The 25,537-nt window shown below is 67.8% G+C and carries 19 protein-coding genes; 12 read left to right on the top strand and 7 right to left on the bottom strand.

The annotated features are described in order from the left end of the window. Positions 1-22 precede the first annotated feature (22 nt). From GV792_RS27300 to GV792_RS27275, 6 genes are all read left to right on the top strand, one after another. The gene (locus GV792_RS27300) at positions 23-2,779 is read left to right on the top strand and encodes a DNA polymerase III subunit gamma and tau (protein WP_163827858.1); all 2,757 of its coding nucleotides are present in this window, start codon (positions 23-25) and stop codon (positions 2,777-2,779) included. 413 nt (positions 2,780-3,192) lie between these two features. Next, complete coding sequence (locus GV792_RS27295) at positions 3,193-4,404, top strand: acetyl-CoA C-acetyltransferase (RefSeq protein WP_163827857.1); 1,212 nt, start codon at positions 3,193-3,195, stop codon at positions 4,402-4,404. Positions 4,405-4,439: 35 nt separating this feature from the next. Next, the gene (locus tag GV792_RS27290; RefSeq protein WP_163827856.1) at positions 4,440-6,590 is read left to right on the top strand and encodes a 3-hydroxyacyl-CoA dehydrogenase NAD-binding domain-containing protein; all 2,151 of its coding nucleotides are present in this window, start codon (positions 4,440-4,442) and stop codon (positions 6,588-6,590) included. A 171-nt stretch (positions 6,591-6,761) separates the two neighbouring features. Next, entirely contained in the window at positions 6,762-7,847 is a 1,086-nt protein-coding gene (locus GV792_RS27285; protein WP_163827855.1) for an esterase-like activity of phytase family protein, read from the top strand. 102 nt (positions 7,848-7,949) lie between these two features. Beyond that, a complete protein-coding gene (locus tag GV792_RS27280; RefSeq protein WP_163827854.1) occupies positions 7,950-8,702 on the top strand; it encodes a maleylpyruvate isomerase N-terminal domain-containing protein in 753 nt (250 codons plus the stop codon). A 193-nt stretch (positions 8,703-8,895) separates the two neighbouring features. Next, positions 8,896-12,705, top strand: a complete 3,810-nt coding sequence (locus GV792_RS27275) for a protein kinase domain-containing protein (protein ID WP_163827853.1) — start codon at positions 8,896-8,898, stop codon at positions 12,703-12,705. Between the two features lie 86 nt (positions 12,706-12,791). Here the strand turns inward: GV792_RS27275 and GV792_RS27270 are convergent, their stop codons facing one another. Then, positions 12,792-14,108, bottom strand: coding sequence for a class I SAM-dependent methyltransferase (locus tag GV792_RS27270; RefSeq protein WP_163827852.1), 1,317 nt, complete (start codon positions 14,106-14,108; stop codon positions 12,792-12,794). Continuing rightward, positions 14,105-15,544 (bottom strand): FAD-binding oxidoreductase, encoded by a 1,440-nt coding sequence (locus GV792_RS27265; protein WP_163827863.1) that lies wholly within the window; start codon positions 15,542-15,544, stop codon positions 14,105-14,107. The genes GV792_RS27270 and GV792_RS27265 overlap by 4 nt, the downstream gene beginning before the upstream one ends. Before the next feature lie 208 nt (positions 15,545-15,752). Here GV792_RS27265 and GV792_RS27260 point away from each other — a divergent pair, with 208 nt between their 5' ends. Next, a complete protein-coding gene (locus tag GV792_RS27260; protein WP_163827851.1) occupies positions 15,753-16,187 on the top strand; it encodes an SRPBCC family protein in 435 nt (144 codons plus the stop codon). 42 nt (positions 16,188-16,229) lie between these two features. On the opposite strand, the gene GV792_RS27255 is transcribed toward GV792_RS27260, so the two are convergent. The 3 genes from GV792_RS27255 to GV792_RS27245 are packed head-to-tail and all read right to left on the bottom strand — an operon-like array spanning position 16,230 to position 18,101. Next, positions 16,230-16,586, bottom strand: a complete 357-nt coding sequence (locus GV792_RS27255; protein ID WP_163827850.1) for a VOC family protein — start codon at positions 16,584-16,586, stop codon at positions 16,230-16,232. Positions 16,587-16,640: 54 nt separating this feature from the next. After that, entirely contained in the window at positions 16,641-17,462 is an 822-nt protein-coding gene (locus GV792_RS27250) for a MerR family transcriptional regulator (RefSeq protein WP_163827849.1), read from the bottom strand. A 33-nt stretch (positions 17,463-17,495) separates the two neighbouring features. Continuing rightward, the gene (locus GV792_RS27245) at positions 17,496-18,101 is read right to left on the bottom strand and encodes a hypothetical protein (RefSeq protein WP_256670760.1); all 606 of its coding nucleotides are present in this window, start codon (positions 18,099-18,101) and stop codon (positions 17,496-17,498) included. 216 nt (positions 18,102-18,317) lie between these two features. Between GV792_RS27245 and GV792_RS27240 the strand changes: the two genes are divergently transcribed. Both GV792_RS27240 and recR read left to right on the top strand, forming a co-directional pair. After that, the gene (locus GV792_RS27240; protein ID WP_163827848.1) at positions 18,318-18,650 is read left to right on the top strand and encodes a YbaB/EbfC family nucleoid-associated protein; all 333 of its coding nucleotides are present in this window, start codon (positions 18,318-18,320) and stop codon (positions 18,648-18,650) included. A 15-nt stretch (positions 18,651-18,665) separates the two neighbouring features. Further along, the gene (gene recR / locus GV792_RS27235; RefSeq protein ID WP_163827847.1) at positions 18,666-19,274 is read left to right on the top strand and encodes a recombination mediator RecR; all 609 of its coding nucleotides are present in this window, start codon (positions 18,666-18,668) and stop codon (positions 19,272-19,274) included. Between the two features lie 25 nt (positions 19,275-19,299). On the opposite strand, the gene GV792_RS27230 is transcribed toward recR, so the two are convergent. Beyond that, complete coding sequence (locus tag GV792_RS27230; protein WP_163827846.1) at positions 19,300-19,941, bottom strand: hypothetical protein; 642 nt, start codon at positions 19,939-19,941, stop codon at positions 19,300-19,302. 128 nt (positions 19,942-20,069) lie between these two features. Beyond that, positions 20,070-20,288, bottom strand: coding sequence for a hypothetical protein (locus tag GV792_RS27225; RefSeq protein ID WP_163827845.1), 219 nt, complete (start codon positions 20,286-20,288; stop codon positions 20,070-20,072). A 237-nt stretch (positions 20,289-20,525) separates the two neighbouring features. Between GV792_RS27225 and GV792_RS27220 the strand changes: the two genes are divergently transcribed. From GV792_RS27220 to GV792_RS27210, 3 genes are read left to right on the top strand one after another with little or no spacing between them, the layout of a single operon-like run. Beyond that, a complete protein-coding gene (locus tag GV792_RS27220; protein WP_163827844.1) occupies positions 20,526-23,240 on the top strand; it encodes a circularly permuted type 2 ATP-grasp protein in 2,715 nt (904 codons plus the stop codon). Then, complete coding sequence (locus GV792_RS27215; RefSeq protein WP_163827843.1) at positions 23,237-24,121, top strand: transglutaminase family protein; 885 nt, start codon at positions 23,237-23,239, stop codon at positions 24,119-24,121. The genes GV792_RS27220 and GV792_RS27215 overlap by 4 nt, the downstream gene beginning before the upstream one ends. Beyond that, positions 24,114-25,211, top strand: coding sequence for a zinc-binding metallopeptidase family protein (locus tag GV792_RS27210; protein WP_163827842.1), 1,098 nt, complete (start codon positions 24,114-24,116; stop codon positions 25,209-25,211). The genes GV792_RS27215 and GV792_RS27210 overlap by 8 nt, the downstream gene beginning before the upstream one ends. Positions 25,212-25,537 lie beyond the last annotated feature (326 nt).

Genomic DNA, 25,537 nt, shown 5'->3' with positions numbered 1-25,537 from the left:
TGCTCGCCGGTAACCTCTGGCCGTGGCTCTGTACCGGAAGTACCGACCGGCATCGTTCGCTGAGGTAGTGGGTCAGGAGCACGTCACCGACCCGCTGAGCACCGCGCTCGACACCGGGCGGATCAGTCATGCCTATCTGTTCTCCGGGCCGCGCGGTTGCGGCAAGACGTCGTCGGCGCGGATTCTGGCCCGTTCGCTGAACTGTGTGGAGGGTCCGACCTCGCGGCCGTGCGGGGTGTGCTCGTCTTGTGTGGCGCTGGCGCCGGGCGGTGCGGGCAATCTGGACGTCATCGAGCTCGACGCCGCCAGCCACGGCGGTGTCGACGACACCCGTGAGCTGCGCGATCGCGCCTTCTACGCGCCCGCCGAATCACGCTACCGGGTGTTCATCGTCGACGAAGCGCATATGGTCACCACGGCCGGGTTCAATGCGCTGCTCAAGATCGTCGAGGAGCCGCCCGCCCACCTGATCTTCATCTTCGCCACCACCGAACCGGACAAGGTGCTGCCGACCATCCGCTCGCGCACCCATCACTACCCGTTCCGTTTGCTGCCGCCCGCCACCATGCGCGGCCTGCTGGGACGTATCTGCGAACAGGAGCATGTGCCCGTCGAGGAGGCGGTGTATCCGCTGGTGATCCGGGCAGGCGGCGGTTCACCGCGTGACAGCCTGAGCGTGCTCGACCAGCTGTTGGCCGGTGCCGGACCCGAGGGTGTCACCTACACCCGCGCGGTGTCGCTGCTCGGCGTCACCGATGTGGCGCTGATCGACGACGCCATCGACGCGCTCGGTACCTCCGATGGCGCCGCCCTCTTCGGCACCATCGATCGGGTGATGGAGGCCGGGCACGATCCGCGTCGTTTCTCGGTCGATCTGCTCGAACGCCTGCGCGACCTGATCCTGTTGCGCGCTGTCCCCGACGCCGCCGAACGCGGACTGGTCGCCGCCCCCGGCGACGTCCTCGAACGCATGCATGCCCAAGCCGACAGCATCGGCCCCGCGGCTCTCACCCGCTACGCCGAACTCCTGCATGCCGGCCTCGGCGAGATGCGCGGCGCTACCGCTCCCCGCCTCCTGCTCGAAGTCATTTGCGCCCGCATGCTCCTGCCCGCGGCCACCGATACCGACGCAGCCGCCTTGCAGCGCCTCGAACAGCTCGAGCGTCAATTCGCCACGGGTGCAATCCCTTCCGCCCCTGCCGGTGGGTCCGCAGCAGCTCCCGCCGCTTCGTCGGAGGCTCCCGCTCGCCAGGCCCCCGCCGACCCCAACCGCCGCCGCGGCGCCGAAGCCCTTGCCGCCCTGCGTGAATCGCGCTCGCCGAAGCTCGAATCGGATCAGCCGCAGGGTGCCGAACCGAGCGCGGCTGCCCGGCCGCCCGTCGATGAGCAGCTGGCCCCACAGTCGTCGGCCGCACCGGATCGAGTGGTCGCCAAGCAGGCCCCGGCGAGTGATTCGCACGCTCAGCCCAGCGCTCCGCAGTCCCAGCCGAGCGCTCCGCAAGGCCAGCAGGGCACCGAGCATCCTCAGCCGACTCAGCAGGCCGATCCTGTCGCCCAGCAGGCGCGGCCGAATGCGAGCCCGTCTCAGCAGGCGGGGGAGCCAACGCCGGCAGCCGCACCCGCCCAGCCGAGTGTCGGGCAGTCGGGCGTTGAGCTGGAGGCCGCGCCGGGCGTTCGGCCAGAAGCGGACCACCTGGCCGATCCATATGCGGCGGACTCGTCGAGCCCGGCCGCGGAGGAGGTGCCCGCACCGGGCGGTCCGTCGGCGGCACCCGCGGCTCCGGGGGAAGCGGATCACGCTTTTGCGGCGTCGGGTGTCGGGACGGACCCGGTATCCGATCCGGGTGGCGCCGCTGCGCCCGAGCGCCCGGCGAGCCCGGATGCCGCCGGTTCGGACGTCGTGCGCGACGGGTCCGATCATGGCCAGGAGTTCGCGGCACGTGGAGATGCCGGGGCGCCGGGCCCGGCGCCCGCCGCAGCAGAAGCCGGCGCCGGCGACCCGCTTGCCGAGGTCGAGGCCGGGTGGGCCGATATCAAGGCGGAAGTGCGCAAGATCGCAGTGGCGGTGCACGCCATGTTGACCGCGGCGGCCCCTGCCCGGGTCGATGGCGACACCGCTGTCTTCGTTCATCCCCATGACGCGCTGGTGCGGCGGTTGTCGGAACCGCGCAGTGTGGATGCGCTCCGAACGGCATTGCGGACAGTGCTCGGGCGCGATTTCGATGTGCGGTTCGAGACCGGCGCAGGCCAGACCGCGCCGCGCGGCGGTTCCGGAGCCCGTGGTGGCCGGGAATCCGGTGGCGGCGGGGCACGCCGCTCCGGGGATTCCGGTGCCGACGAACCCGGCCCCGCGGACGCATCCGGCACCGAGCAGCCCGCGGCGAGGAGCTTTTCCCGGCCGAGTGCGGAAGCGGCCGCTGCGGCGGGAGGTGCGCAGCCCGCGCCGGCCGAGCCGACCGGCAGGGAGGGTGCCGACCGGGCGAGCGGCCCCCGCAACGGCCGCGGTTCGGGCACCCCGCCCCGGTTTTCGCGCCCGAGCCAGGCCAAGGCCGCCGCGGTAGCCGACGATGATATTCCGCCCCCCGACTACCCCGATCTGCCCGACGATCCTGGCCCGGAGGAGCCCGGCGGCGGTGCCATCCCGCCGCCGACACCGGAGGAAGAGCAGGAGATGCTGGCCGAATCGGCGACGCCGGTGGCGCCAGGAGACCGGCAGGACCCGGATGAGGTCGCCCTGCAATTGCTCGCATCCGAACTCGGCGCTGTGCGCCTGGAGTGAGGTGCATCGCACCCGGCCAGATGGTTGACAACCATCGGCCGCTCGACGTTAAGTTAACCGGAGTTCGCATCCGGCGGTAGTATGTGCGGGTGGCCGCGAGCTCACGCGAGGCGAGGTTCTATCGTATGCCCAGGCGTACGGGCGACCTTGTCTTGCGTCGGCAGGCCCATGCCATCGTTTGTACAGCGTTAGGCGGTACGGGCGAAGGTGGGGCATCGGCAGCTCGAGTAGCCATCGCGGTTGCGTGAGCAGCGCAAATTGAACATGGGCGGTGTGAGCGTGGTTCCACGACCGCACCGGGAGTACCGCGAATTGAATACACACGGTCGGTCTCATGGCCGGTCGGCGAGGTTACCCGCGCCGGTGCCGCCCCGTGCGGCCCGGGCGCAACCCTAGGAAGGAAACACTCCGATATGACCACAGAGGCCTACATTTTCGAGGCCATCCGCACCCCGCGCGGCCGCAACAAGAAGGGGTCGCTGCACTCGGTCAAGCCGATCGACCTCACCACGGGTCTGGTTCAGGAGCTGCGCAACCGCTTCCCGAACCTCGACGAAGACCGGATCTCGGATCTGATTCTCGGTGTCGTTTCCCCGGTCGGTGACCAGGGCGCCGATATCGCCCGCACCGCCGTGCTGGCCGCAGGCCTGCCCGACACCGTCGGCGGCTTCCAGCTCAACCGCTTCTGTGCTTCCGGCCTGGAAGCCGTGAACCTGGCCGCGCAGAAGGTCCGCTCCGGCTTCGACGACCTGGTCATCGCCGGTGGCGTCGAGTCCATGTCGCGCGTACCGATGGGCTCCGACGGTGGCGCCTGGGCCATGGACCCGGCCACCGCCTACGACACCTACTTCGTCCCGCAGGGTGTGTCCGCCGACCTGATCGCCACCATCGAGGGCTTCACCCGCGATGACGTCGACGCCTACGCGGTGCGCTCGCAGGATCTGGCCGCCAAGGCCACCTCCGGCGGCTACTTCGCCAAGTCGATCGTTCCGGTCAAGGACCAGAACGGCCTCGTCGTCCTCGACAACGACGAGCACATGCGTCCCGGCACCACCGCCGAAGACCTCGCCAAGCTGAACCCCTCCTTCGCCGGCCTCGGCGAGATGGGCGGCTTCGACGCGGTGGCGCTGCAGAAGTTCCACTTCGTCGAGAAGATCAACCACGTCCACCACGGTGGTAACAGCTCCGGCATCGTCGACGGTGCCGCGCTGCTGCTGATCGGTACCGAAGAGGCGGGCAAGGCCTCGGGTCTGACCCCGCGCGCCCGCGTCGTTGCCACCGCCACCAGCGGTGCCGACGCCACCATCATGCTGACCGGTCCGACCCCGGCCGCGAAGAAGGCCCTGGCCAAGGCCGGCCTGACCATCGACGACATGGACCTGGTCGAGATCAACGAGGCCTTCGCCTCGGTGGTGCTGAAGTTCCAGAAGGACCTGCAGGTCCCGGACGAGAAGCTGAACGTCAACGGTGGCGCGATCGCCATGGGCCACCCGCTGGGTGCCACCGGCGCGATGATCACCGGCACCATGGTCGACGAGCTGGAGCGCCGCAACGGCCGCTACGCGCTGATCACCCTGTGCATCGGCGGCGGCATGGGCGTGGCCACCATCATCGAGCGCGTCTGACCCCCAACCGACTTTTCACAAGGAGAACGAACACTGTGAGCGAGACCAACATGATCGGTTGGGAGCAGGATTCGGACGGCATCGTCGTGCTGACGATGGACGACCCGAACCAGGGCGCCAACACGATGAACGACCTGTACAAGAAGTCGATGACCGAGACGGTCGCGAAGCTAGAGGCGGAGAAGGACAACATCACCGGTGTTGTGCTGACCTCGGCCAAGAAGACCTTCTTCGCAGGCGGCGACCTGAAGAACATGATGAAGGTCGGCCCGGACGACGCCCAGGCGCTGATGGACGAGCTCGGCGAGATCAAGGGCGCCCTGCGTCGTCTCGAGCTGCTCGGCAAGCCGGTCGTCGCCGCCATCAACGGCGCCGCGCTCGGCGGTGGCCTGGAGATCGCGCTGGCCTGTCACTACCGCATCGCGGCCGACGTCAAGGGCTCGCAGATCGGTCTGCCCGAGGCGACCCTCGGCCTGCTGCCCGCCGGTGGCGGCATCATCCGCACCGTGCGCATGCTCGGCCTGCAGGGCGCCCTGATGGGTGTGCTGCTGCAGGGCCAGCGCAACAAGCCGGCCAAGGCCAAGGAGATCGGCCTGATCAACGAGCTGGTCGGCACCGTCGAGGAGCTGATCCCGGCCGCCAAGGCGTGGATCAAGGCCAACCCAGAGGGTGGCGTGCAGCCGTGGGACAAGAAGGGCTTCAAGATCCCCGGCGGTACCCCGTCCTCGCCGGCCTTCGCCGCTAACCTGCCTGCTTTCCCGGCCAACCTGCGCAAGCAGATCAAGGGCGCCAACATGCCCGCGCCGCGCGCGATCATGTCCGCCGCGGTCGAGGGTTCGCAGGTCGATATCGACAACGCCTCGCTGATCGAGTCGCGCTACTTCGTGAACCTGCTGACCGGCCCGGTCGCCAAGAACATGATCCAGGCGTTCTTCTTCGACCTGCAGTCGATCAACAACGGTGGCTCGCGTCCGAAGGATGTCCCGAAGAAGGACATCAAGAAGGTCGGCGTGCTCGGCGCGGGCATGATGGGCGCCGGAATCGCCTACGTGTCGGCCAAGGCCGGCTACGAGGTCGTGCTCAAGGACGTCACCATCGAGGCGGCCGAGCGTGGCAAGAACTACTCGGAGAAGATCGAGGCCAAGGCCCTCTCCCGTGGCAAGACCACCGAGGAGAAGTCCAAGCAGCTGCTCGACCGGATCACTCCGACCGCGGATCCGGCCGACTTCGCCGGTGTCGACTTCGTCATCGAGGCCGTCTTCGAGAACACCGAGCTCAAGCACAAGGTGTTCCAGGAGATCGAGGACATCGTCGACGCGGACGCGTTGCTCGGCTCCAACACCTCCACCCTGCCGATCACCGGTCTCGCGACGGGCGTGAAGCGCCAGGAGGACTTCATCGGCATCCACTTCTTCTCGCCGGTCGACAAGATGCCGCTGGTGGAGATCATCAAGGGTGAGAAGACCTCGCCCGAGGCGCTGGCCCGGGTGTTCGACTACACCCTGGCGATCAAGAAGACCCCGATCGTCGTCAACGACAGCCGCGGCTTCTTCACCTCGCGCGTCATCGGCACCTTCGTCAACGAGGCGATCGCCATGCTCGGCGAGGGCATCGCGCCCGCGACCATCGAGCAGGCGGGTCTGCAGGCGGGCTACCCGGCCGCGCCGCTGCAGCTCTCGGATGAGCTGAACATGAAGCTCATGCTGAAGATCGCCAAGGAGACCGAAGAGGCCATCGCTCGTGGTGAGGTCACCATGGGCAAGGAGCGTCACCCGGCCATCGACGTCATCGAGTTCATGGTGAACTCGGGTCGTCCGGGTCGCCTGGAGAAGGCCGGCTTCTACGAGTACGACGAGAACGGCAAGCGGACCGGGCTCTGGGGCGGCCTGGCCGAGCACTACAAGTCGACCATCGACTTCGGTGTGCCGATCCAGGATCTGATCGACCGCATGCTCTTCATCGAGGCCATCGAGACCCAGAAGTGCTTCGACGAGGGCGTGCTGGAGACCACCGCCGACGCCAACATCGGCTCCATCTTCGGCATCGGCTACCCGGCCTGGACCGGTGGTGTGCACCAGTTCATCGTCGGCTACCCCGGCGGCCAGGAGGCCTTCGTGGCCCGTGCCGACGAGCTGGCCAAGACCTACGGCGCGCGTTTCGAGGTCCCGGCCTCGCTGCGCAAGTAGTCATCGGTCGCGATCATTCGTGATCGCGAATGGCAAGGCCCGTCACCGCATTTCGCGGTGGCGGGCCTTCGCCGTCGCCGGGCCGGTGCGTCCGGTCACATCCGCACCGGAAGTGCACCCGGTGGTTCGGTCCGGCCGATACCGTACAGACCTGTGGCAGCAGGTGCACAGATGATTCGGCGACAGGCCGCGGTGGCCGCGACTGTGGCCGCGACGCTCGGGCTGACGCCGGGCGCATCGGCGGCTCCGGGATCCGAGGTCAGGCTGCTCGGTCAGCAGCTCGTGCCCTTCGGCCTGGACTTCCAAGGCACGGTGGCCGGTGGCCTGTCCGGCATCGACTACCGGCCGAGCACCGGCGAATACGTCCTGATCAGCGATGATCGCTCCGATCGCGCGCCCGCCCGGTTCTATACCGCGCGGATCGGGGTGGACGAGCGCGGCGTCCGTCCGGTGACCTTCACCGCGACGTACCCGCTTCGCACCGCCGACGGCGCCGAATACCCTTCGGCGACAGTGGATCCAGAAGAGATCCGGGTCGACCCGTTGTCCGGTGACTACTTCTGGACCCAGGAGGGTTCGGGCACGGTGTACCCTGACCCGTCCGTGCGCATCGCCCGACCCGATGGCACCTTCGCCGGCGAGCTGCCGATTCCGAACAACGAACGAGTACTTTCCGATTCGGGTCCGCGACCGAACTCGGCGCTAGAGGGTGCGAGCTTCGCCGCCGGTGGCTCGCTGTTCGTCACGGCGGTCGAGGGCCCATTGCACGAGGATGGGCCGGAGCCGACTGCCACCTCCGGCGCGCTGTCCCGGATCACCGTGCAGGCCCGATTCGGTCCGGTGCTCGCGCAGTACGCCTATCCGATGGAGCCGGTGTTCGCCGAGTCGAGCCCCGAACCAGGTCGTGGCGGGAACGGCATCGCCTCGATTCTGGCCGTCGACCCGCTGAATCCGGCGAAATTCCTGGTACTGGAGCGGGCCCACGTCGACGGTGTCGGCAACAAGATCAGGATTTTCGAAGCCGATCTCAGCGGCGCGACCAACATCCTCGAGGCCCCGATCGGCGACGCCAGGCCGGTCAGCAAACGCTTGCTCGTCGACCTGGCCGACGTCGGCCTGTCCGCCATCGACAATGTCGAGGGCATGACCTGGGGCCCGCGACTGCCGTCCGGCGAACGGACGCTGGTGTTGGTGAGCGACAACAACTTCTCCGAACGGCAGATCACGCAGGTCATCGCGCTGGCTGTGCCGGACTGACGCCGCGGTCGCTGCGTCCGGCCCTTTGTCGCGCGGTAGCGAAACGGCCCCGGCTCACCCGCGTCGACGGTGTGCGGTGAGGTGGCGTCTAACGTCGGGTGGGTGGAATTCGGCGAGCATATCGAGCAGCTCACGGCGCATGCGGCGGCCTTCAGATTCGATGTCACGGCGTGTGGCCCGGACCCGACGGTGCCGACCTGTCCGGGATGGACTGTGCGGCAATTGGTTCGGCATCTCGCCCGGGTGTACCAATGGGTCGAACGGGCGTTGCGGAGCGTGCCCGCTGATCTGGAGCCGCCGCATCCGGATGAGCCGCCCGCCGAGTGGACACCGCTGCTCGACTACTGGGATACCCGGCTCGACGCAATGCTCACCGCGCTGACCGAACTCGGACCGGACACCCCCACCTGGGTGTTCGCCGGCGCCGATACCGAGACCGCGCGATTCTGGGCCCGGAGGCAAGCCCATGAGACAGCCATCCACAGGCTCGACGCCTTGTACGCGCGGCTCGGCTCTGTCGACGCGCGTGCCGTCACTCGAACGTTCGATACCCGGTTCGCCGCTGACGGCATCGACGAAGCGCTGCGCGTCGTCATTCCCCGGCAGCTGCGCAGGCGCCCGCCACAGCGTTCGGGCAGTGTGCTCGTGCACGCGGCCGACACCGATCTCGCCTGGACAGTGCGGATATCGGTCGACGGTGAACCGCTGCGCGTCGATGTTGGCGGCCCTGAGACACCGGCCGACGCGTCGGTCAGCGGCTCGGCGGACCAGGTCTACCGCGCGCTCTGGCAGCGGCCGAGCCGGGCGGTGCGGCGCGGCGATCTCATGCTGACCGCCGCACTCACTCCACCCTGATCCGATCGCCCGGCACGCGGGGCGGGAAACCCACCCACGGGCTGCCGCACCGAGCTACGTTGGAGTATGCGCGAGGGATTCGGGTGCAACCCGGACATCGAGCGCATGACGGCCGTCGGGCAACTCCGCTCGACCGCCCGAGAACAGGATGTGCTCGTCGGCCGCCGATTCGTCGGGAGTGCGAGGTGGTGACATGGATCCACGGGCGCGTTCGGCCCGCGCGGGCCACGAGGCGGGCAGCGCCGTCTCCGATACCGCGAGCTGGCGACCCGAACTCGCTTCGGACTCGGTAGAACCCGCAGCGGACGCGGAGGAGGCGGGCACGGAACCGGCGCAACCCGGTACGGACTCGGCGCCGACCGGCGGCCCGGCAGTCGACGCCGCGCCCGGCCCCGGCACCTCTACTGGTCCGGACGCCTCAACCGGCCCCGACACCACGACGGGGCCCGGTGCGGCCGCTCGTCCGGCGACCTCCGGGGACGGTGCCGCACCGTCCGCCGATCACCCCGAGGAGCTGGACACCCAGGAGAACAACCCCATCGCCATCGAGGACGAACTCGAGGAGATGGGGCTAGAGGGCGCACGCGAGATCGGCCACGGCGGTTTCGGTGTTGTCTACCGGTGTGTACAGCGGGCGTTGGATCGCGTCGTCGCGGTGAAGGTGCTCTCCTCCGATATCGATGCCGAGAGCCGCGAGCGGTTCCTGCGTGAGGAACACGCAATGGGCAGGCTGTCCGGGCATCCGAATATCGTCGACATTCTGCAGGTCGACGTGACCGCCACCGGCAGGCCGTTCATCGTCATGCCCTATGCCACGCGCGGCTCGCTCGAGGTGGTCGTCCGTGACAACGGCCCGCTCGGCTGGTCCGACACGCTGCGCGCAGGGGTGAAGCTGGCGGGCGCGATCGAGAGCGCCCATCGCGCGGGCATCCTGCACCGCGATGTGAAACCGGCGAACATCCTGCTCAGCTCCTATGGCGAACCGCAGCTCACCGATTTCGGCATCGCCAGGGTTCCCGGCGGTTTCCGCACCTCCAGCAGCATGATCACCGGTTCGCCCGCGTTCACCGCGCCGGAAGTGCTCAAGGGTGACGAGCCGACCGTCCGTTCGGATGTGTACGGGCTCGGCGCGACCTTGTTCGCGCTGCTCACCGGCCATGCCGCGTTCGAACGCCAGGCCGGGGAGAAGGTGGTGGCCCAGTTCCTGCGGATCACCACCCAGCCCGTGCCGGATCTGCGCGAACAAGACATCCCCGCCGACGTCGCCGCCGCCATCGAGCAGGCCATGGCCCAGAACCCGCGCGACCGGCCCGCCTCGGCCTACGAGTTCGGCGAAATGCTGCGCGCGATCCAGCGCACCCACGGCCAGATGGCCGACGAGATGGCGTTGCTCGATACCGAGGACGAGGCCGAGGCCGCCGCCGCGCCCTCGGGCAACCGGACCGGCCCCGCGGTCACCGCCCGCCGCAGTTGGCCGCTCAACCTGAGCCCACCTACCCCGCGCCCCGGCTATGACCCCGCGCCGACCACCACATTTCCGCCGACCGCGGCGACCAAATTCCGGCCGCCGACCCCCGCACGGGAACCGGTCCAGCGCACCCGCCTACTGGACATCCTGCGCACCGGCGGTCGGCGCAGGCTCGCACTGATCCACGCACCCGCCGGATTCGGCAAGAGCACCCTGGCCGCCCAGTGGCGCGGCGAACTCACCGCCGACGGTGTCGCGGTCGCCTGGATCGGCATCGACAGCGACGACGACAACGAGATCTGGTTTCTGGCCCATCTGATCGAAGCGATCCGGCGGGTGCGTCCCGATATCGGTACCGGATTGGATCAGGTACTCGAAGAGCAACCCGCCGACGCCGTCGCCTACGCGATCACCACCCTCATCGATGACGTGCACGCGGGCGGCGCCACCGTCGTGGTCGTCGTCGACGACTGGCACCGCATCACCGATCCGGGTACCCGACGGGTCATGGACTCGCTGCTGGACAACGGCTGCCATCATCTGCGCTTCGTGGTGACCAGCCGGGATCAATCCGGACTGCCGATCAGCCGGATGCGGGTGCGCGACGAGCTGGTCGGGATCGGGTCGGCCGAACTGCGCCTGACCCGCGAGGAAACCAGGCAGATCCTGGTGGACCGCAATCGCTTCACCCTCGACGACGCCCAGATCGACGAGCTGCACCGCGCGACCGATGGCTGGCCCGCCGCGGTGCAGCTCATCAGCCTGGCCCTGCGTGGCAACCCGGATCCGGACCCGTTGATCCAGCATCTGGCCGAGGGCGGCCACGGAGTGCGCGAGTATCTGGCCGAGAACGTCATCGACGCGCTCGAACCGCGCATGGTGGATTTCCTCACCGCCATCTCGATCGCCGAGAAGGTGTCCGGCTCACTGGCTGCGGCGCTGTCGGATGACCCGGAGGCCGAGCATCTGCTCGAGCAGGCCGAACAGCGCGAACTGTTCGTGCGGCGAGTGGAATACGACCCGGAGTGGTTCCGGGTGCAGCCGTTGTTCGCTGAACATCTGCGGGCCCGGCTCGAACGCACCGACCCGGCGCGGGTGAAGGTACTGCATCGCAAGGCCGCCCGCTGGTACGCCGAACATCAGTTGCTGCGCAAGTCCGTCGATCACGCCGTATCGGCGACCGATCTGAAGATGGCATTGGACCTGCTGGAGAGCGGCGGCATGGACCTGATCGACGGGTCACGCCTTGCGACGCTACTCGGCACGGTGTCGAAACTGCCGGTCCAGCAGGTGGCTTCGCGGTCGAAGCTGTTGATGGCGGTGGCGCGCGCGAATGTGAATCTGCAGCAGTCCGGTGCGGCGCGCAGTGCGCTCGGCCGGCTGTCGAGTGTACTGTCGCGCGGCTCGTCCGGTGACGCCGATGTGGTGCGGCAGCGCTGTCAGGCCGCGGTATTGGCGGCCGCCGATCAGGTCGCCCGCGATCACACCGAGGGCGTGATGGACCAGATCGGCGACTGCCTGGACCATCCCGATGAGCTACCGGCCTGGACGGTGTCGACCGCGGCGAACCTGACCTCGTTCGTGCGGCTGTGCGAGTTCGATTTCGACGGTGCCCGCTCGATCCAGGATTGGGCGGCCGAATACCACGAACGGTCCAAGGATCCGCTCGGCAGCGTCTTCGGATTGTGCAGCCGCGGCGCGGTCGCCTTTGAACAGCTCGATATCGCCACCGCCGCACGGTGTTTCCAGCAGGCATGGGATACCGCGCGGGCGCGTTCTGGCCAGCGGTCGCATGCGGTGCGGGTGGCGGCGGCACTGCTCGGCGAGCTGCACTATCGGCGCGGCGAGCTCGATGCCGCCGACCGGCTGCTGGACGAGAGTCATGAGCTGGTCGCCCGGGTCGGCCCGATCGACTTCCTGATCTCCACCTTCGTCATCGGCGCCAGGGTGAAGGCGGTGCGCGGTGATATGGCCACCGCGGCGAGCCGACTGGCCGAGGGCCAGCGCATCGCCGTCGAGCAGGACCTGCCCCGGCTGGCCGCGCAGGTGCGCGCGGAACGGGTGCGGCTCGGTCCGGCCGCGGAGAACTCGGGTCCGCAGACCGCGACCGAACGCTGGAACGGGAACGTCATCCGCGATACCGGCCGCACCGGGCATCGCCTGACCGGCACCGCCGCACTGACCGCCGAGGCGGAGGAGATCGCCGCCATCCGGGAGCTACTGGCAGACGGCGGTATCGACGATCAGGATCGCGCGGTGCGCAGGGCCAGAGCGCTGTATGGGCGCACCCACGAACTGCATCGCCCGCGCGCCCAGCTCGATACGTCGCTGCTGCTGGCCGAATGCCTGGCCGCCGCGGGCTGGGTCGGTGAAGCTGCGGCTCAGCTGGTACCCGCGGTCACCACCTGCGCAGAACTCGACTGGACCCGGCCCCTGCTGGATGCGGGGCCGGGCGTGGTCGCGATTCTGCGGGTATTGCGCAACGACCTCCCGTCGGAGCTGCCCATCCGGTTCGTGGACGAGCTGCTCGCCTGAGAGGTCAGGCCCGGAGGCGGCAGCGCAGCGTCACCACGCAGGGCCCCGATCAGGCGATATCGAACACCGCCTGAGCGGTCCGGAAATTACGGCTGCCACCACGGCCGCAGCGGCAGCGTGGTGCGGCCGTCCGCGCCGAGCTTGACTCCGAGTACCTGATGCAGCTGGACCACATTGCGCTGGAAGCCCAGCCGGCTACCCGCCATGTACAGACCCCACACCTTCGCGGTGCCTTCACCGGCCTCGGCGACGCAGGCGTCCCAGTTCTCGACCAGGTTCTTGCACCATTCGGCCAGTGTGAGCGCATAGTGCTCGCGCAGGTTCTCCTCGTGCATCACCTCGAGGCCGATGTTCTGGATCTCGGAGATGATCCGGCCCGAACCGATCAGCTCGCCGTCGGGGAACACATACCGGTCGATGAAATCACCGGCCTTGGTGGTGCGGGTGTTGTCCGGACGGGTGATGCAGTGGTTGAGGAAGAGCCCGCCTTCGCGCAGCTTGCTCTTGATGAAGCCGAAGTAGGCCGGGTAGTTGTGGACGCCGATGTGCTCGGTCAGACCGATCGAGGACAGCGCGTCGAATCCCGTTTCCGCGATATCGCGGTAATCGGAATGGCGCACTTCGGCGAGGTCGGACAGCCCTTCTTCGGCGATCTTCTTCTGCGCCCATTCGGCCTGTTCGGCCGACAGCGTCGCTCCGATCACCTTGACGCCGCGCCTGGCCGCATAGCGCACCATTCCGCCCCAGCCGCAGCCGATATCGAGCAGCCGGTCGCCTTCCTTCAACCGCAGCTTCTCGAACACCAGCCGGTACTTGTTCTCCTGGGCCTGCTCCAGCGTCCAGTCCTGCTCGCCGTAACAGGCGCAGGTGTAGGTCATGGACGGGCCGAGCACATGCTCGTAGAAGGCGTTGGAGACGTCGTAGTGGTGGTGGATGGCCTCGGCGTCGCGGGTCTTGGAGTGGCGCAGGCCCTCCAGTGCGATCCGGCGCCAGCGCGGCACCGTCTCCTGCGGCGGCGGCGGCACCGGGCGCAACCGCTCCCAGCCGAGCGAGCGGGCGATGGTCAGCAGCGCCAGCGCGGACGGGCGGCGGAATTTCAGGCTGTCCATCGCCGCCAGGATCGGATACGGGTCGCCGGGGTGCACGCCGGTGGCGGTCATATCGCCGGAGATGTAGGCCCGTGCCATACCGAGATCGCCGGGCGCGGTGGCCAGATAGTTGATGCCGCGTGGGGTCTCGATATTGAGCGTGTACTCCGAATCCGCGGGTCCGGTGGCGCTCCCGTCATAGGCCGTGAACCGGATGGGTACCTCGCCGTCGACCAGGGTTTCGAAGATTTCGGCAATGGTGAGCTTGGTGCCGAGATCCGCGAAAACATCGGATCGATCTTTGAATGTCGTCATTTGCGTTGCACCGCCTTCGAATACAAATCCAGCAGGCGCTGGTCTGGGTCGTAGCGTTTCTTCAGTTCGGTGTAGTCGCCGCCGCCGTAGAGCGCTGCGAACTCATCCTGGTCGTAGTAGGAATCCGAGTACAGCGATTTGTGACCGTCGAACTCGGTGACCGTCTGCTCGATCGCACGGTTGGCCGCGCCCTCGATCTGGCCGGGCACGGTCGGCACCGCGGACCAGAACCCGACATTGACGTAGGTGCGGTCCGGCTCCAGCGGATACAGCGGCCACGGCCGTGCGGTGGTTCCCGGTACCCTCGGCTCCCGCAACCGCAGCGGGCACAGCCAGATCGGCTCGATCGGGATCTCGCGCAGGAACCAATCCACGAAATCGGCGATCCGCTCCACCGGCACCTCGATGTCCTGCACCACCCGCTCCTGCGGCGGGTTGCCCTTGCGGGCCTCGAGCCGGTCGCCGATGTGATAGCGGCGGTCGAGCGCGACGAGCTTCCAGTAGAAGCTGCTGCGCCGGTACTGCTTCGGCCAGAAGCGGCGGATCCGCGGGTTCTGGGTGCCGAAGGCGCGCGAGCACCAGAACCAGTCGGTGTCCCAACGCCACAGGTAATCGTGAATGGTGAGACGGTCGTGTTTCGGGGCGCCGGAATCGTGCTGGATGGACCGGTAGTAGATGTCCATGCCGGTGTAGTCGCTGACCGGGCCGGGCTCGTCGGTCTGCCTGCCGAGGGTCAGATAGCTCTCGTCGGCGGTGAACACCACGCCGTCGAGGTAGTCGACCCGTTCGCCGTCGTAGCTGCGTTCGTCGACGATCCTGGTCAGCGTCGCCTCGAGTTCGCGCACGTCGTGGAAGCGCAGATGACGCAGTGCCACATAGGGCTGGACGGTTTCCAGCTCGATCTTCAGCCGGGTCGAGTAGCCGAGGGTGCCGTAGGAATTGGGGAAGCCGCGGAACAGGTCGGCATTCGGGCCGTCGGGTGTGGCGGTGACGATCTCGCCGGCCCCGGTCAGCACGTCCATTTCCAGCACCGATTCGTGCGGAAGGCCGTTGCGGAACGAGGTCGACTCGATGCCGAGGCCGGTCACCGCACCGCCGAGGGTGATCGTCTTCAGTTGCGGCACCACCAGCGGGCTCAGGCCGTACGGCAGGGTCGCCGCGACCAGATCCTCATAGGTGGTCATGCCCGCGACATCGGCGGTCTTGGCGACAGGGTCGACGGCGATGACCTTGTTCAGCCCGGAAACGTCCAGGCCGGGGGCGGTGTTCTTCGCCCTGGCCCGGAATAGGTTGGAGGTCTTCTTGGCCAGGCGCACGTCGGCATCGCGTGGGATGGCGCGATAGCTCGCGAGGAGGCGTTGCACGCCTTCTCGATGCGCTGCGAACCCGGATTCATATGCGGCCGGACTGTGGCCGGCCTTCCCCAACAGACTCACTGCCACCCCTCGACGCTAATACTCACGATCATGGTCGGCCACTATGAGATCCCCGACTCGCATGAAATGTCACGCATATGTTGCATCGTGTTCGAACAGACGGCGAGTGAAATTCGGTAAACAGCGTCCTGCGGGGAGCGCCGCGCGCGCCGCGAGGTCGGCAGGGCAGGATGGGGACGAGATACCGCATCCGGACAAGGAGTTCATCGTGGGACAGGTCAGCGCCAGCAGTTCGATCGTGGTGGGAGCGGATCCGCAGCGCACACTGACGGCGATCGCGGACTACGCCGATGTGCGCCCGCGCATCCTCACCTCGCACTACCGCGACTACCAGGTCGTCGAGGGCGGTCAGGGAGCCGGAACGGTGGCCCAGTGGACCCTGCAGGCCACCGAGAGCCGTCAGCGCAATGTGCGTGCCACGGTGTCGGTCTCGGAGTCCGAGGTCATCGAGCGTGACGCCAATTCGTCGATGGTCAACACCTGGACGGTGACCCCGGACGCCGCCGGCGCACAGGTCACCCTGGCCACCACCTGGCAGGGCGCGGGTGGCGTCAAGGGCATCTTCGAGGGCATCTTCGCGCCATTGGGGCTGAAGAAGATCCAGGCCGAGGTACTGGCCAATCTGAAGAACGAACTGGGCTGACGCCGCAGCGGGTCCCGGCGGGTCACCCCACCGGGACCCGCTTCAGTCGTGTGCGCCGATATCGAACAGGTTGCCTTCGGGGTCGGCAAGGGTCGCCCAGTTGATGCCGTATTCGTCGTAGTCGGCGAGGTGCCTGGCACCGAGCGAGACGGCGCGCTCGACCTCCTCGCGCCAGTGCGGCGTCACCAGATCCAGGTGGATGACGTTCTTTCCGGGCGTTTTGTCCGGAACGTGCATGAACATCAGCGGCGGCGTCATCCCGGAGCCGCGCCCCACCGTCGCGTAGTGCTCGTTGGCATCCGGGTCGACGGGGTGGCCGAGCAACTGCGAGTAGAAGCCGGCCAGCTGGTCGGCGGGATTCTGGCAGTCGATGGTCACATTGCCGATGGACAGGTTCATCGATGATCTCCTCTTATCTGTTGGTAACGGGCGCGTGCTCGGTGAGCGGAGTGATCACTCGGCGGCAGAACTGATCGGCCAGCACAGTTCGGTGCGATATCCGGCCGGATCGCCCACCTCGTCGGGGCTGATCAGATAGAGCTCGCGAATCGGTTCGGGCAGGGCGAGATCGTGTTCGGCCACATGGCTGCCCAAAGCGCCGTAGGCGCGGTCGATATCGCTGTACGGGCCGTCGTGAGTGGTGATGGCGAAGTCGCGGGCGGGTAGTTCCGTCAGCGTCAGCGCCCCTGGGAACTCGGCTGTCGCATCCGCGGAAATGGGGACGAACCCGGTCACCTCGCCCACATCGGCGGTGAAGAACTCCGGCGAATAAGCGGCACCGGCCACGCCCGCGGGTGCGATCCCCGCCGCCGAGACCGCTTGGTACAGCATCGGGAACGTCTCCGCGCACCACGCCTCGATCTCCTGCTGTGGTACCACCGCGGTGCGGGTCAGAGCAGTGAAGGCGGGTATGCGACGGTAATCCACCCGCAACGGTGCGGCGGGCGTCAGCAAACCACGCAGTGACGCCACCACCCGCTGGGTTCGCTGTAACTGCTCCTCCATGCGCAGCAGATGAGCGCGCAGGGCCGCATCGCGGTCGGCGACGTCGTCTGCGGCGAGCACGCTGCGGATCTCCGGTAGTGGCATGTCCAGCTCGCGCAGTCGCCGGATCAGGTGTGCGTCGGCCACCTGCTCGGTCGAGTAGCGCCGATAACCGGTGCCCGCGTCGATTTCCGCAGGAATCAGCAGGTCGATGTCGTGATAGTGGTGCAGCGCTTTCACACTCAGATGGCTGAGCCTGGCGAACTCGCCGATCGGGACGATCGCTGTCATGACCGAAGCAAACACCCTCCGGCTACCGGAGGGTCAAGCCAACACGAAAGTCAGGAGCAGGGTGGTCTGGAAGGCGCCGCGCCACCACGAGTACCCGAACCAGACGCCAGGGGTGACCTCACGGATCTCGTCGTACACCTGCGGCGTCGGTGACGGCGCGTAGTTCAGCGCCCATGTCGGCGCACCGTCGACCAGGGCGGGGGCGGTGTAGACATCGGCGCGCCAGGCTTCGATACCAGCACCGGTCACCCGGTTCATCAGGTATCCGCCGTCCGGGCCGGTGTAGAAGGTCTTCCCGATCCACAAGGCGGGTGCCAGTGCCTGCATGACCGGCGGGCGCGTCACCCAGCCGTTGGTGACTCCGGTCGGAACGTTGCCGCGGGGCGAGGCCTTGAAGATGGCGTCCTGCTGTTCGGGGCCGCACCGGAAGCGCAGTGCGTCCACGGTGGCCGCGCGATTGGCCGGATCGATGACACAGCCTCCGCCGTAGTCGGTGGCCACCGGTGCCGGATCCGCCGAGGCAATCGGGGCGGAAACCAGCAGCGCCGACGCCGCCGCACACATCAGGACGCCGAGCTTTCGCGCCGTCTTGGTCACCCGAAAGCGCCGGGCTTCGCTCATCGTGATCTCACTTGTCATCCGAGCCTCCTCGGTCTGGGTTGTGCCCCCCGAATCGGCGTTGACGACCGCTGCGGGTTGCCTGCCCGAGCGGTATATCGGCGAGGTCTGCCGGGCAACAGCCGACCCACGGCAAATCCTATGCCGGTACTCGGACGCCCGACCATGGAATCGACGGAGGTCCACTAGGCTGACCATGACACTTTCCGCAGATCGGCCGGAGAAGAGGTAACAGGCGTGCAGCCCGGTGGTCAGTTCGATATGCAGCAGATTCTCGCCCAGGCCCAGCAGATGCAGGAGATGATGGTGGCGGCGCAGGCGGAGATCGCCGCAGCCGAAGTCGAGGGTCAAGCCGGAAACGGGCTGGTCAAGGTCACGATCAAGGCCACAGGTGAGGTGCAGTCGCTGACCATCGACCCGAAGGCCGTTGACCCCGAGGACGTCGAAACCCTGCAGGATCTGGTGATCGGCGCGATCAACGACGCCATGGCCAACGCTCAGGAGCTGGCTTCGGCGAAGCTCGGCCCGCTGGCCGGCGGTGGCGGGCTGCCCGGCCTGCCCGGTATGTGACCTGACGGAGCGCAGGTGTACGAGGGCCCGGTCCAGGATCTGATCGACGAGCTGGGCAAATTGCCCGGCGTCGGTCCCAAGAGCGCGCAGCGCATCGCCTTTCATCTGCTCCAGGTGGAGCCGCCGGAGATCGAGCGGCTGCAAGCCGTGCTGCAGAAAATCCGTGATGGTGTGCGTTTCTGCGTCATGTGCGGCACCGTCGCCGACGGCGAACTGTGCCGGATCTGCGCCGACCCACGCCGCGACCGCACCATGATCTGTGTGGTCGAGGAGCCAAAGGATGTCCAGGCCATCGAGCGCACCCGCGAATTCCGCGGCCGCTACCACGTGCTCGGCGGGGCGCTCGACCCACTCAGCGGCATCGGACCTGACCAGTTGCGGATCCGGGAATTGCTCGCGCGCATCGGCAACCAGGAGGACGGTGTCGACGTCACCGAGGTGATCATCGCGACCGACCCGAACACCGAAGGCGAAGCCACCGCCACCTACCTGGTGCGGATGCTGCGCGATTTCCCCGGGCTCAGCGTCACCAGGTTGGCATCGGGGCTGCCGATGGGTGGCGATCTGGAGTTCGCCGACGAATTGACGCTCGGCCGGGCGCTGTCCGGACGCCGCGCGCTTTAGCGGGGGACCGCTCGCCGGCTCGGGCTCAGAGCTTCAGCCGGGTCCAGGCGACGTCCTGGAGCGCGGAGTGGTCGCCCGCGGTCCAGGCCCAGATCAACTCCGCTACCTGCGCCGAATCATCGAGCGTTGTGGTGAAGTGCCGGTCGGGGGAGCCGTCGCGGTACTCCAGGATGTAGCCGGGCTCCTCGCGGTAGGTCTGGATGTAGTCCTGCTCGCCGCGCGAGACCACCAGGTACGGATTCGGCTTTGCCAGCTCGGCAACCCAGCGCCGCGCCAGCGCTTCGGTCAGGTAGGGGAACTCGCCCGCACCACCGTGTGACACGCTCACCGGCACATGCCCCGCCGGGTCGATCAGCCAGGTGAGCTGCGGATCGTAGACCGCGTAGTTCTGCGGCGTCGCCAGCTCGAACAGCAGCTCGCGCACGAAGCCGATCGCGTCGTACGGGCTCGAAATCTGCAGCACCGACCCGGTGGCCGCACCACCGACCGGCCCCGAACCGAGAAAGGTGTCTTCCTCGGGCAGCTCCTCGTTGCGCCGGTTCACCTCCGCCGCGATGGCCGCGACGATCTCCGCCTCCGGTTGTCCCTGCTGGGTGGTCAGATAGGCGTCGACCTCGGCCGGGGTCGTGGCCGCACCGGAGGGCAACAGGATGTGGTCATAGCTCACCCGGCCAGGGTACTGTCCCGCCTCGCTCGTCCGCCTCTCCGTGATTCTTGGCCAGACTCGGGTGCCGTGGGTCGTCGCGTTGGCGGCCGGCGGTGGGGTGGTGGGTACGTCAGCCCGTGCCCGGTGAGTTACCCGGCCCTCACGAAATCAGGCATTGCGCGGGGATCAGAGCCGCAGCGGCAGCCGCCGGCCAGGTCTGCGCAATCCACGATGAACGTGTGCCGTGCGTGGTCGAAGTCGAAGCAGTCGGGTTCGGTGCATTCCGCAATACATCCGGCATGCAGTACCAGCGTGCCGTGGCAGTGGTCGAGCGCCGCCTCACAGGACGGACAGATCGTCGCGCGCATGATCGCCTCCAACCGTCTGAGTCCGTGGTTCGTGCATAGCACCGGTGCCTACCGGCCGGTGGGACCCTACCGCCGTGCGTGTCGTGAGCGGCCACACGTACCGCCGCCATCGATGTCCGGCACGAGGGTCTGCCTGCACCGAAATCCGGCCTCGCCCGTGCGAGGATGGCGGCAGGACCACCGGTTTCGGCGCGTCCGTTGCGGCGCGGTACCGGTGATCAGGGGAGGCGCGAGGCGATGCAGGACGTAGCAGGGGCACGGGCGCGGGTGGCCGCGGAGTTCTCCAGGTACCGTGCGGCCGGTGCCGAGGCCGGGGGATACGACGAATGCGGGCTGTCCACCGGCGGGTTCTACGACGAGCTGGTCGACGCGGGCGGTCGGGTGCGGCGGATGTGGTCGGAACTGTCGACCGATTTCGTGGAGATCGGACCGGACGGGTTGGAACGGCTCGGCGGTAGGGTCCGCAGGCTGGTCGAGGACGACGGCATCACCTACACCGCGCCGGATGGCGTAGCCGAACCGTGGCGGCTGGACCCGATACCGCTACTGGTCGCCGCCGATGACTGGATGCGGCTGGAATCCGGTGTCGCGCAACGAGCCCGGGTGCTCGACGAGGTGCTGACCGACATATACGGCCCGCGCCGCCTGCTCACCTCCGGCCTGATCCCACCCCACGTGGTGTTCGGCGGCCTCGGGTATGTGCGTGCCGCGCACGGGATCACGGTGCCGGGCCGCCACCAGCTCTTCCTGCATGCCTGCGATATCAGCCGCTGGAGCGATGGGCAGTACCGCGTGATCGCCGACTGGGCGCAGGCGCCGTCCGGGGCCGGATACGCGCTCGCCGATCGTCGGGTGGTCTCTGCTGCGGTGCCCGGAGCGTTCGAGCAGTCGAGTCCGCGCCCGCTCACCCCATTCGCCCGCGCGCTGCGGTTGATGCTGATCGAAGCCGCGCCGACGGCCGACGACGACGATCCGGTCGTGGTGGTGCTCAGTCCGGGTGTGCGTTCGGAAACCGCCTTCGATCAGGCCTATCTCGCCTCCACACTTGGCTTTCCGCTTGTGGAGAGCGCCGACCTGGTCGTGCGGGATGGATCCTTGTGGATGCGGTCGCTCGGCACATTGAAACGGGTCGATGTGGTGCTTCGCCGGGTCGACGCCGAATTCACCGACCCGCTCGACCTGCGACCCGACTCCCGCCTCGGGGTGGCTGGGCTGGTGGAGGTGTTGCGGCGCGGTGCGGTGACCGTCGTGAATACCCTCGGTAGCGGGTTGCTGGAGAATCCTGCGCTCGCCGGATTCCTGCCGCGGATCGCGCGTTCGCTCCTCGGTGAGGAGCTGGAATTGCCTGGCGCTCCGTCGTACTGGGGTGGTGACGAGCTCGAGCGTTCGCATCTGCTGGCCCGATTGGATCGGCTGATCATCCGCAGTGTGGTCGACGGCGCCACCATTGCCGGACCGCGCTTGTCGGCCGAACAGCGGGCCGATCTGGCGGCGCGGATCGATGCTTGTGGATGGCAGTGGGTCGGGCAGGAACCCGCACAGTTCTCGGTGGCCCCCGCGGTCTATGGCGATGGCGGGTTGGCGTCGGCCCCGGTAGGGATGCGATTGTTCGCGCTGGCGCGCCGCGAGGGTTACGGCGTGATGGCCGGTGGCCTCGGCCAGCTCCGTCAGCGCACCGAACCCGAACGCTCGGCCATCAAAGTGGCCGCCAAAGACGTCTGGGTCCGCACCGCGCCGACCGCCACCGCCGCCATCGGCGAACCCCCCGCCGAGGAACGGATCCGGCCGATCACGCCGGTCGTCGAGGCTGTCAGCTCACCCCGCGTCCTCAATGATCTGTTCTGGATGGGGCGCTACGGCGAACGGGCGGAATCCCTGGTCCGCCTGCTCATCGCGACACATGCCCATCACCAGGATTTCCGCTATCGGCCCTGGTTGGAGGGATCGGCGGCGGTGCCGTTGCTGTTGGGCGCGCTCTCGCGGACCACCGGCGTCGCCGGGGCCGCAGCTGCTGTCGCACGGCCACGTCCTGCCACCGAGCCGCATGAACCCCGGAAGTGGCCCGTTGCCGACGCGAGTTCCGGTGACGATCCCGCTGCCCATGGCGGCACCGAGGCCGGCGCGTATGCCGCCGGGTCGTGCGGGTACGAATACCTCGTCTCGCTGACAGTCGACCGGGGCCTACCCGGGACCTTGGCGTATGCCATCGACCGGTATGCCCATGCTGCCCGTGCGGTGCGCGACCAGCTGTCGCCCGATACCTGGATGGTGGTCGGTGCGGTGCAGCGGGCGCTGGCCGGGTTCCGGGAGCGCGGTGAGGGTCCCGGTGCAGGCAGTGATCCGGAATCCGCGCTGACGTCGGTGCATTCGCTGACGCTGGCAGGATTGCTTGCGCTGTCCGGGATCAGCGCTGAGTCGATGGTGCGTGACACCGGCTGGCACGTCATGGATATCGGTAAACGCATCGAACGCGGCCTGGCATTGACCGCGCTGCTGTCGGCGACGTCGACCGAGTCCGGACCCGCAGACGTCGAACGGGTATTGACCGAGGCGGTCCTGCGCGCCACCGAGTCCGCAGTGAGCTACCGTCGGCGACACCGTGATTCGATACGCACGGCGGCGGTGGCCGGGCTGCTGCTGTTCGACGCGGCCAATCCGCGATCGCTGGCCTACCAGCTGAACCAGCTCGATGCCGGTCTCGCGGCGCTGCCCGGCTCCACGGGTTCGTCCCGGCCGCAACGCCTGCTCGCCGACGCGCGACGACTGCTGCGTCGAGTGGACCCGGCCGACCTCGACGCGACCGACGGCGACGGCCACCGAACCGAATTGATCGAACTACTCGACGGCGTGCACCTGCGCCTACGCAAGGTGTCCGAATCGTTCGAGGCGACGAAACTCTCCGTACCGGTGGGGATTCAGCCGCTGTGGGGCAGCACCCGGGTGGTCGGATGAGCGAGCCGCGGCGCTACCGGGTGCGCCACAGCACCACCTACTCCTATTCCGACAAGGTCACCAGCTCCTACGGTCGCGCTTTCCTCACTCCGCGCAACGGTGCGGGACAGCGTCTGCTCGACCACGACATCCACATCGATCCGGTGCCGTCGGATCGGTCCGTCGGTGCCGACGTCTACGGCAATATCAGCTCGTATTTCCATGTCACCGACGAACATCGGACGCTCGAGATCACCGGTGAATCGACGGTCGAGGTCGATCCGCCCCCAGCGCACCCCGCCGAGATCGCCTGGGAAAAGGCGCGGCCCACCGCTGTCACCGGCCCCCTTGCCGTCGAATTCACGCTCGATCTGCAGCCACCGGAGATCACCGACGAGGTCACCGCCTACGCGGCCGAATCCCTCACGCCCGGCCGCCCGCTGTTCGATGCCGTCGCCGAACTCACCAGCCGTATCAACGCGGATTTCGCCTACCGCTCCGGCTCCACCACCGTCAGCACCCGGGTCGCCGATGTGTTCGCCGCCCGCGCCGGTGTCTGCCAGGACTTCGCCCGGATCGGCGCGGCCTGCCTGCGCTCCCACGGACTGGCCGCACGTTACGTCTCCGGGTACCTCGCCACCGACCCGCCGCCGGGCAAAGAACGCATGGTCGGTGCGGACGCGACGCATGCCTGGGCCGCGGTCTGGATGCCGGATGACGGGTGGATCGGCTTCGATCCCACCAACGACCAATTCGCCGATGAACGCTATGTGACCGTGGCGTGGGGTCGCGACTATGCCGACGTCCCGCCGCTGCGCGGGATCATCTACACCGACGCCGAAGACAGCAGTATCTCGGTATCCGTCGATGTCGCACCGCTGGAGGCGTCGTTCGATGCGTGACTTCATCTGCCCGAAGTGTGGTCAGCAGCTGGCGTTCGAGAATTCGGTATGCCTGGCGTGCGGCAGCCCGCTCGGGTTCAGCGTCACGGAACGGGCATTGGTGATCATCGGTGAGTCCGGTGGCCAGGGCGAACCGGGTCGCCCGCAGGGCGTGGTGGAGGCCGACGCATTTCAACTCTGCGCCAATCTGCATGTCGCACGGTGCAATTGGCTCGTTCGCGTGCGGCCGGGCGAGGACGGCGGTAGCGCGTTGTGCGAGTCCTGCCGCCTGACCAGGACCAGACCCAACGACGACGATGCCGAAGGTCTCGCCGGATTCGCCGACGCCGAAGCGGCGAAGCGACGGCTGATCCTGCAACTGGTCGAACTCGGACTGCCGATCATCGGCCGCGATACCGATCCCGCGACCGGGCTGGCCTTCGACCTGCTGTCCAGCACCAACGACCACGTCATCACCGGCCACTCCGATGGCTTGATCACCCTCGACCTCGCCGAAGCGCACGATCCGCATCGCGAACAGCTCCGCATCGAAATGGACGAGCCGTACCGCACTCTGCTCGGCCATTTCCGCCACGAGATCGGCCACTACTACTTCCCGACGCTGGTCCCCGACCAGGGTGCCCTCGATCGGTTTCAGGCGCTCTTCGGTGACCCGCACACCGACTACCAGACGGCACTGGACCGCCATTACTCCGACGGCGCCCCACCCGGCTGGGAATCGGACTACGTCTCCTCCTACGCCACCATGCACCCCGCCGAAGACTGGGCCGAAACCTTCGCCCACTACCTCCACATCCGCGACACCCTCGACACCGCCGCCGCCTTTTCCTTTGCCCCCGCAGGCGCCACCATGGACCGCCCGCAAATAGGCCACGCCGGTTTCGACCGCATCATCGCCCTGTGGATCCCCCTCTCCTGGTCCCTCAACATGCTCAACCGCTCCATGGGCCACCAGGATCTCTACCCCTTCGTCCTGGCCGGTCCCGTACTGGAGAAAATGCGCTTGGTGCACGACCTGTGCGGGGAAGTCGGCCAGAAGCCCCGCGAGTGGCACATGGCTGCGGCAGGTCGCGAGAGAACCTCACCCTGAGCTATCACTCGACACATCGGCGCCCGATTGCCCCGGCAGCCGGCTACCGACCGTGATGGAAGTCTCGATCTCAGCCCTCCGCCCTCGATCTTCAGCCCCTGGTCCCATGGGTTGAGGTCGTCTGCGCTACGAGAACCAACGAGGTTTGTGTAACCCGCACATCCGGCCAGGACGGGTGCGCTTAAAGTGGTCGGCAATCAGTGAGGTCCCGAGGCTAGGCAGCAGAGCGGCGCATGGCGAAACAACAGTGGACCGTATCGCGGAGGGTGGTGCTTCGCGGGGCGGTCGCGGCGGGGGTCGGTGCAGTATCGGCGGGGGCGTTCGGG

It is taken from the genome of Nocardia cyriacigeorgica (genome assembly GCF_010868145.1).
In the GTDB taxonomy this organism is placed as follows: domain Bacteria; phylum Actinomycetota; class Actinomycetes; order Mycobacteriales; family Mycobacteriaceae; genus Nocardia; species Nocardia cyriacigeorgica_D.
This window is presented reverse-complemented; position numbering and strand designations above follow the sequence as displayed.

Excerpts from the sequence above, each read along its gene's own strand:
- GV792_RS27225 (WP_163827845.1), bottom strand. The coding sequence starts at position 20,288 with ATGCGCGCGACGATCTGTCCGTCCTGTGAGGCGGCGCTCGACCACTGC.
- GV792_RS27275 (WP_163827853.1), top strand. The coding sequence starts at position 8,896 with ATGGATCCACGGGCGCGTTCGGCCCGCGCGGGCCACGAGGCGGGCAGC.
- GV792_RS27215 (WP_163827843.1), top strand. The coding sequence starts at position 23,237 with ATGAGCGAGCCGCGGCGCTACCGGGTGCGCCACAGCACCACCTACTCC.
- GV792_RS27250 (WP_163827849.1), bottom strand. The coding sequence starts at position 17,462 with ATGACAGCGATCGTCCCGATCGGCGAGTTCGCCAGGCTCAGCCATCTG.
- GV792_RS27220 (WP_163827844.1), top strand. The coding sequence starts at position 20,526 with ATGCAGGACGTAGCAGGGGCACGGGCGCGGGTGGCCGCGGAGTTCTCC.
- GV792_RS27210 (WP_163827842.1), top strand. The coding sequence starts at position 24,114 with ATGCGTGACTTCATCTGCCCGAAGTGTGGTCAGCAGCTGGCGTTCGAG.
- GV792_RS27295 (WP_163827857.1), top strand. The coding sequence starts at position 3,193 with ATGACCACAGAGGCCTACATTTTCGAGGCCATCCGCACCCCGCGCGGC.
- GV792_RS27245 (WP_256670760.1), bottom strand. The coding sequence starts at position 18,101 with ATGACAAGTGAGATCACGATGAGCGAAGCCCGGCGCTTTCGGGTGACC.
- GV792_RS27285 (WP_163827855.1), top strand. The coding sequence starts at position 6,762 with ATGATTCGGCGACAGGCCGCGGTGGCCGCGACTGTGGCCGCGACGCTC.
- GV792_RS27255 (WP_163827850.1), bottom strand. The coding sequence starts at position 16,586 with ATGAACCTGTCCATCGGCAATGTGACCATCGACTGCCAGAATCCCGCC.
- GV792_RS27270 (WP_163827852.1), bottom strand. The coding sequence starts at position 14,108 with ATGACGACATTCAAAGATCGATCCGATGTTTTCGCGGATCTCGGCACC.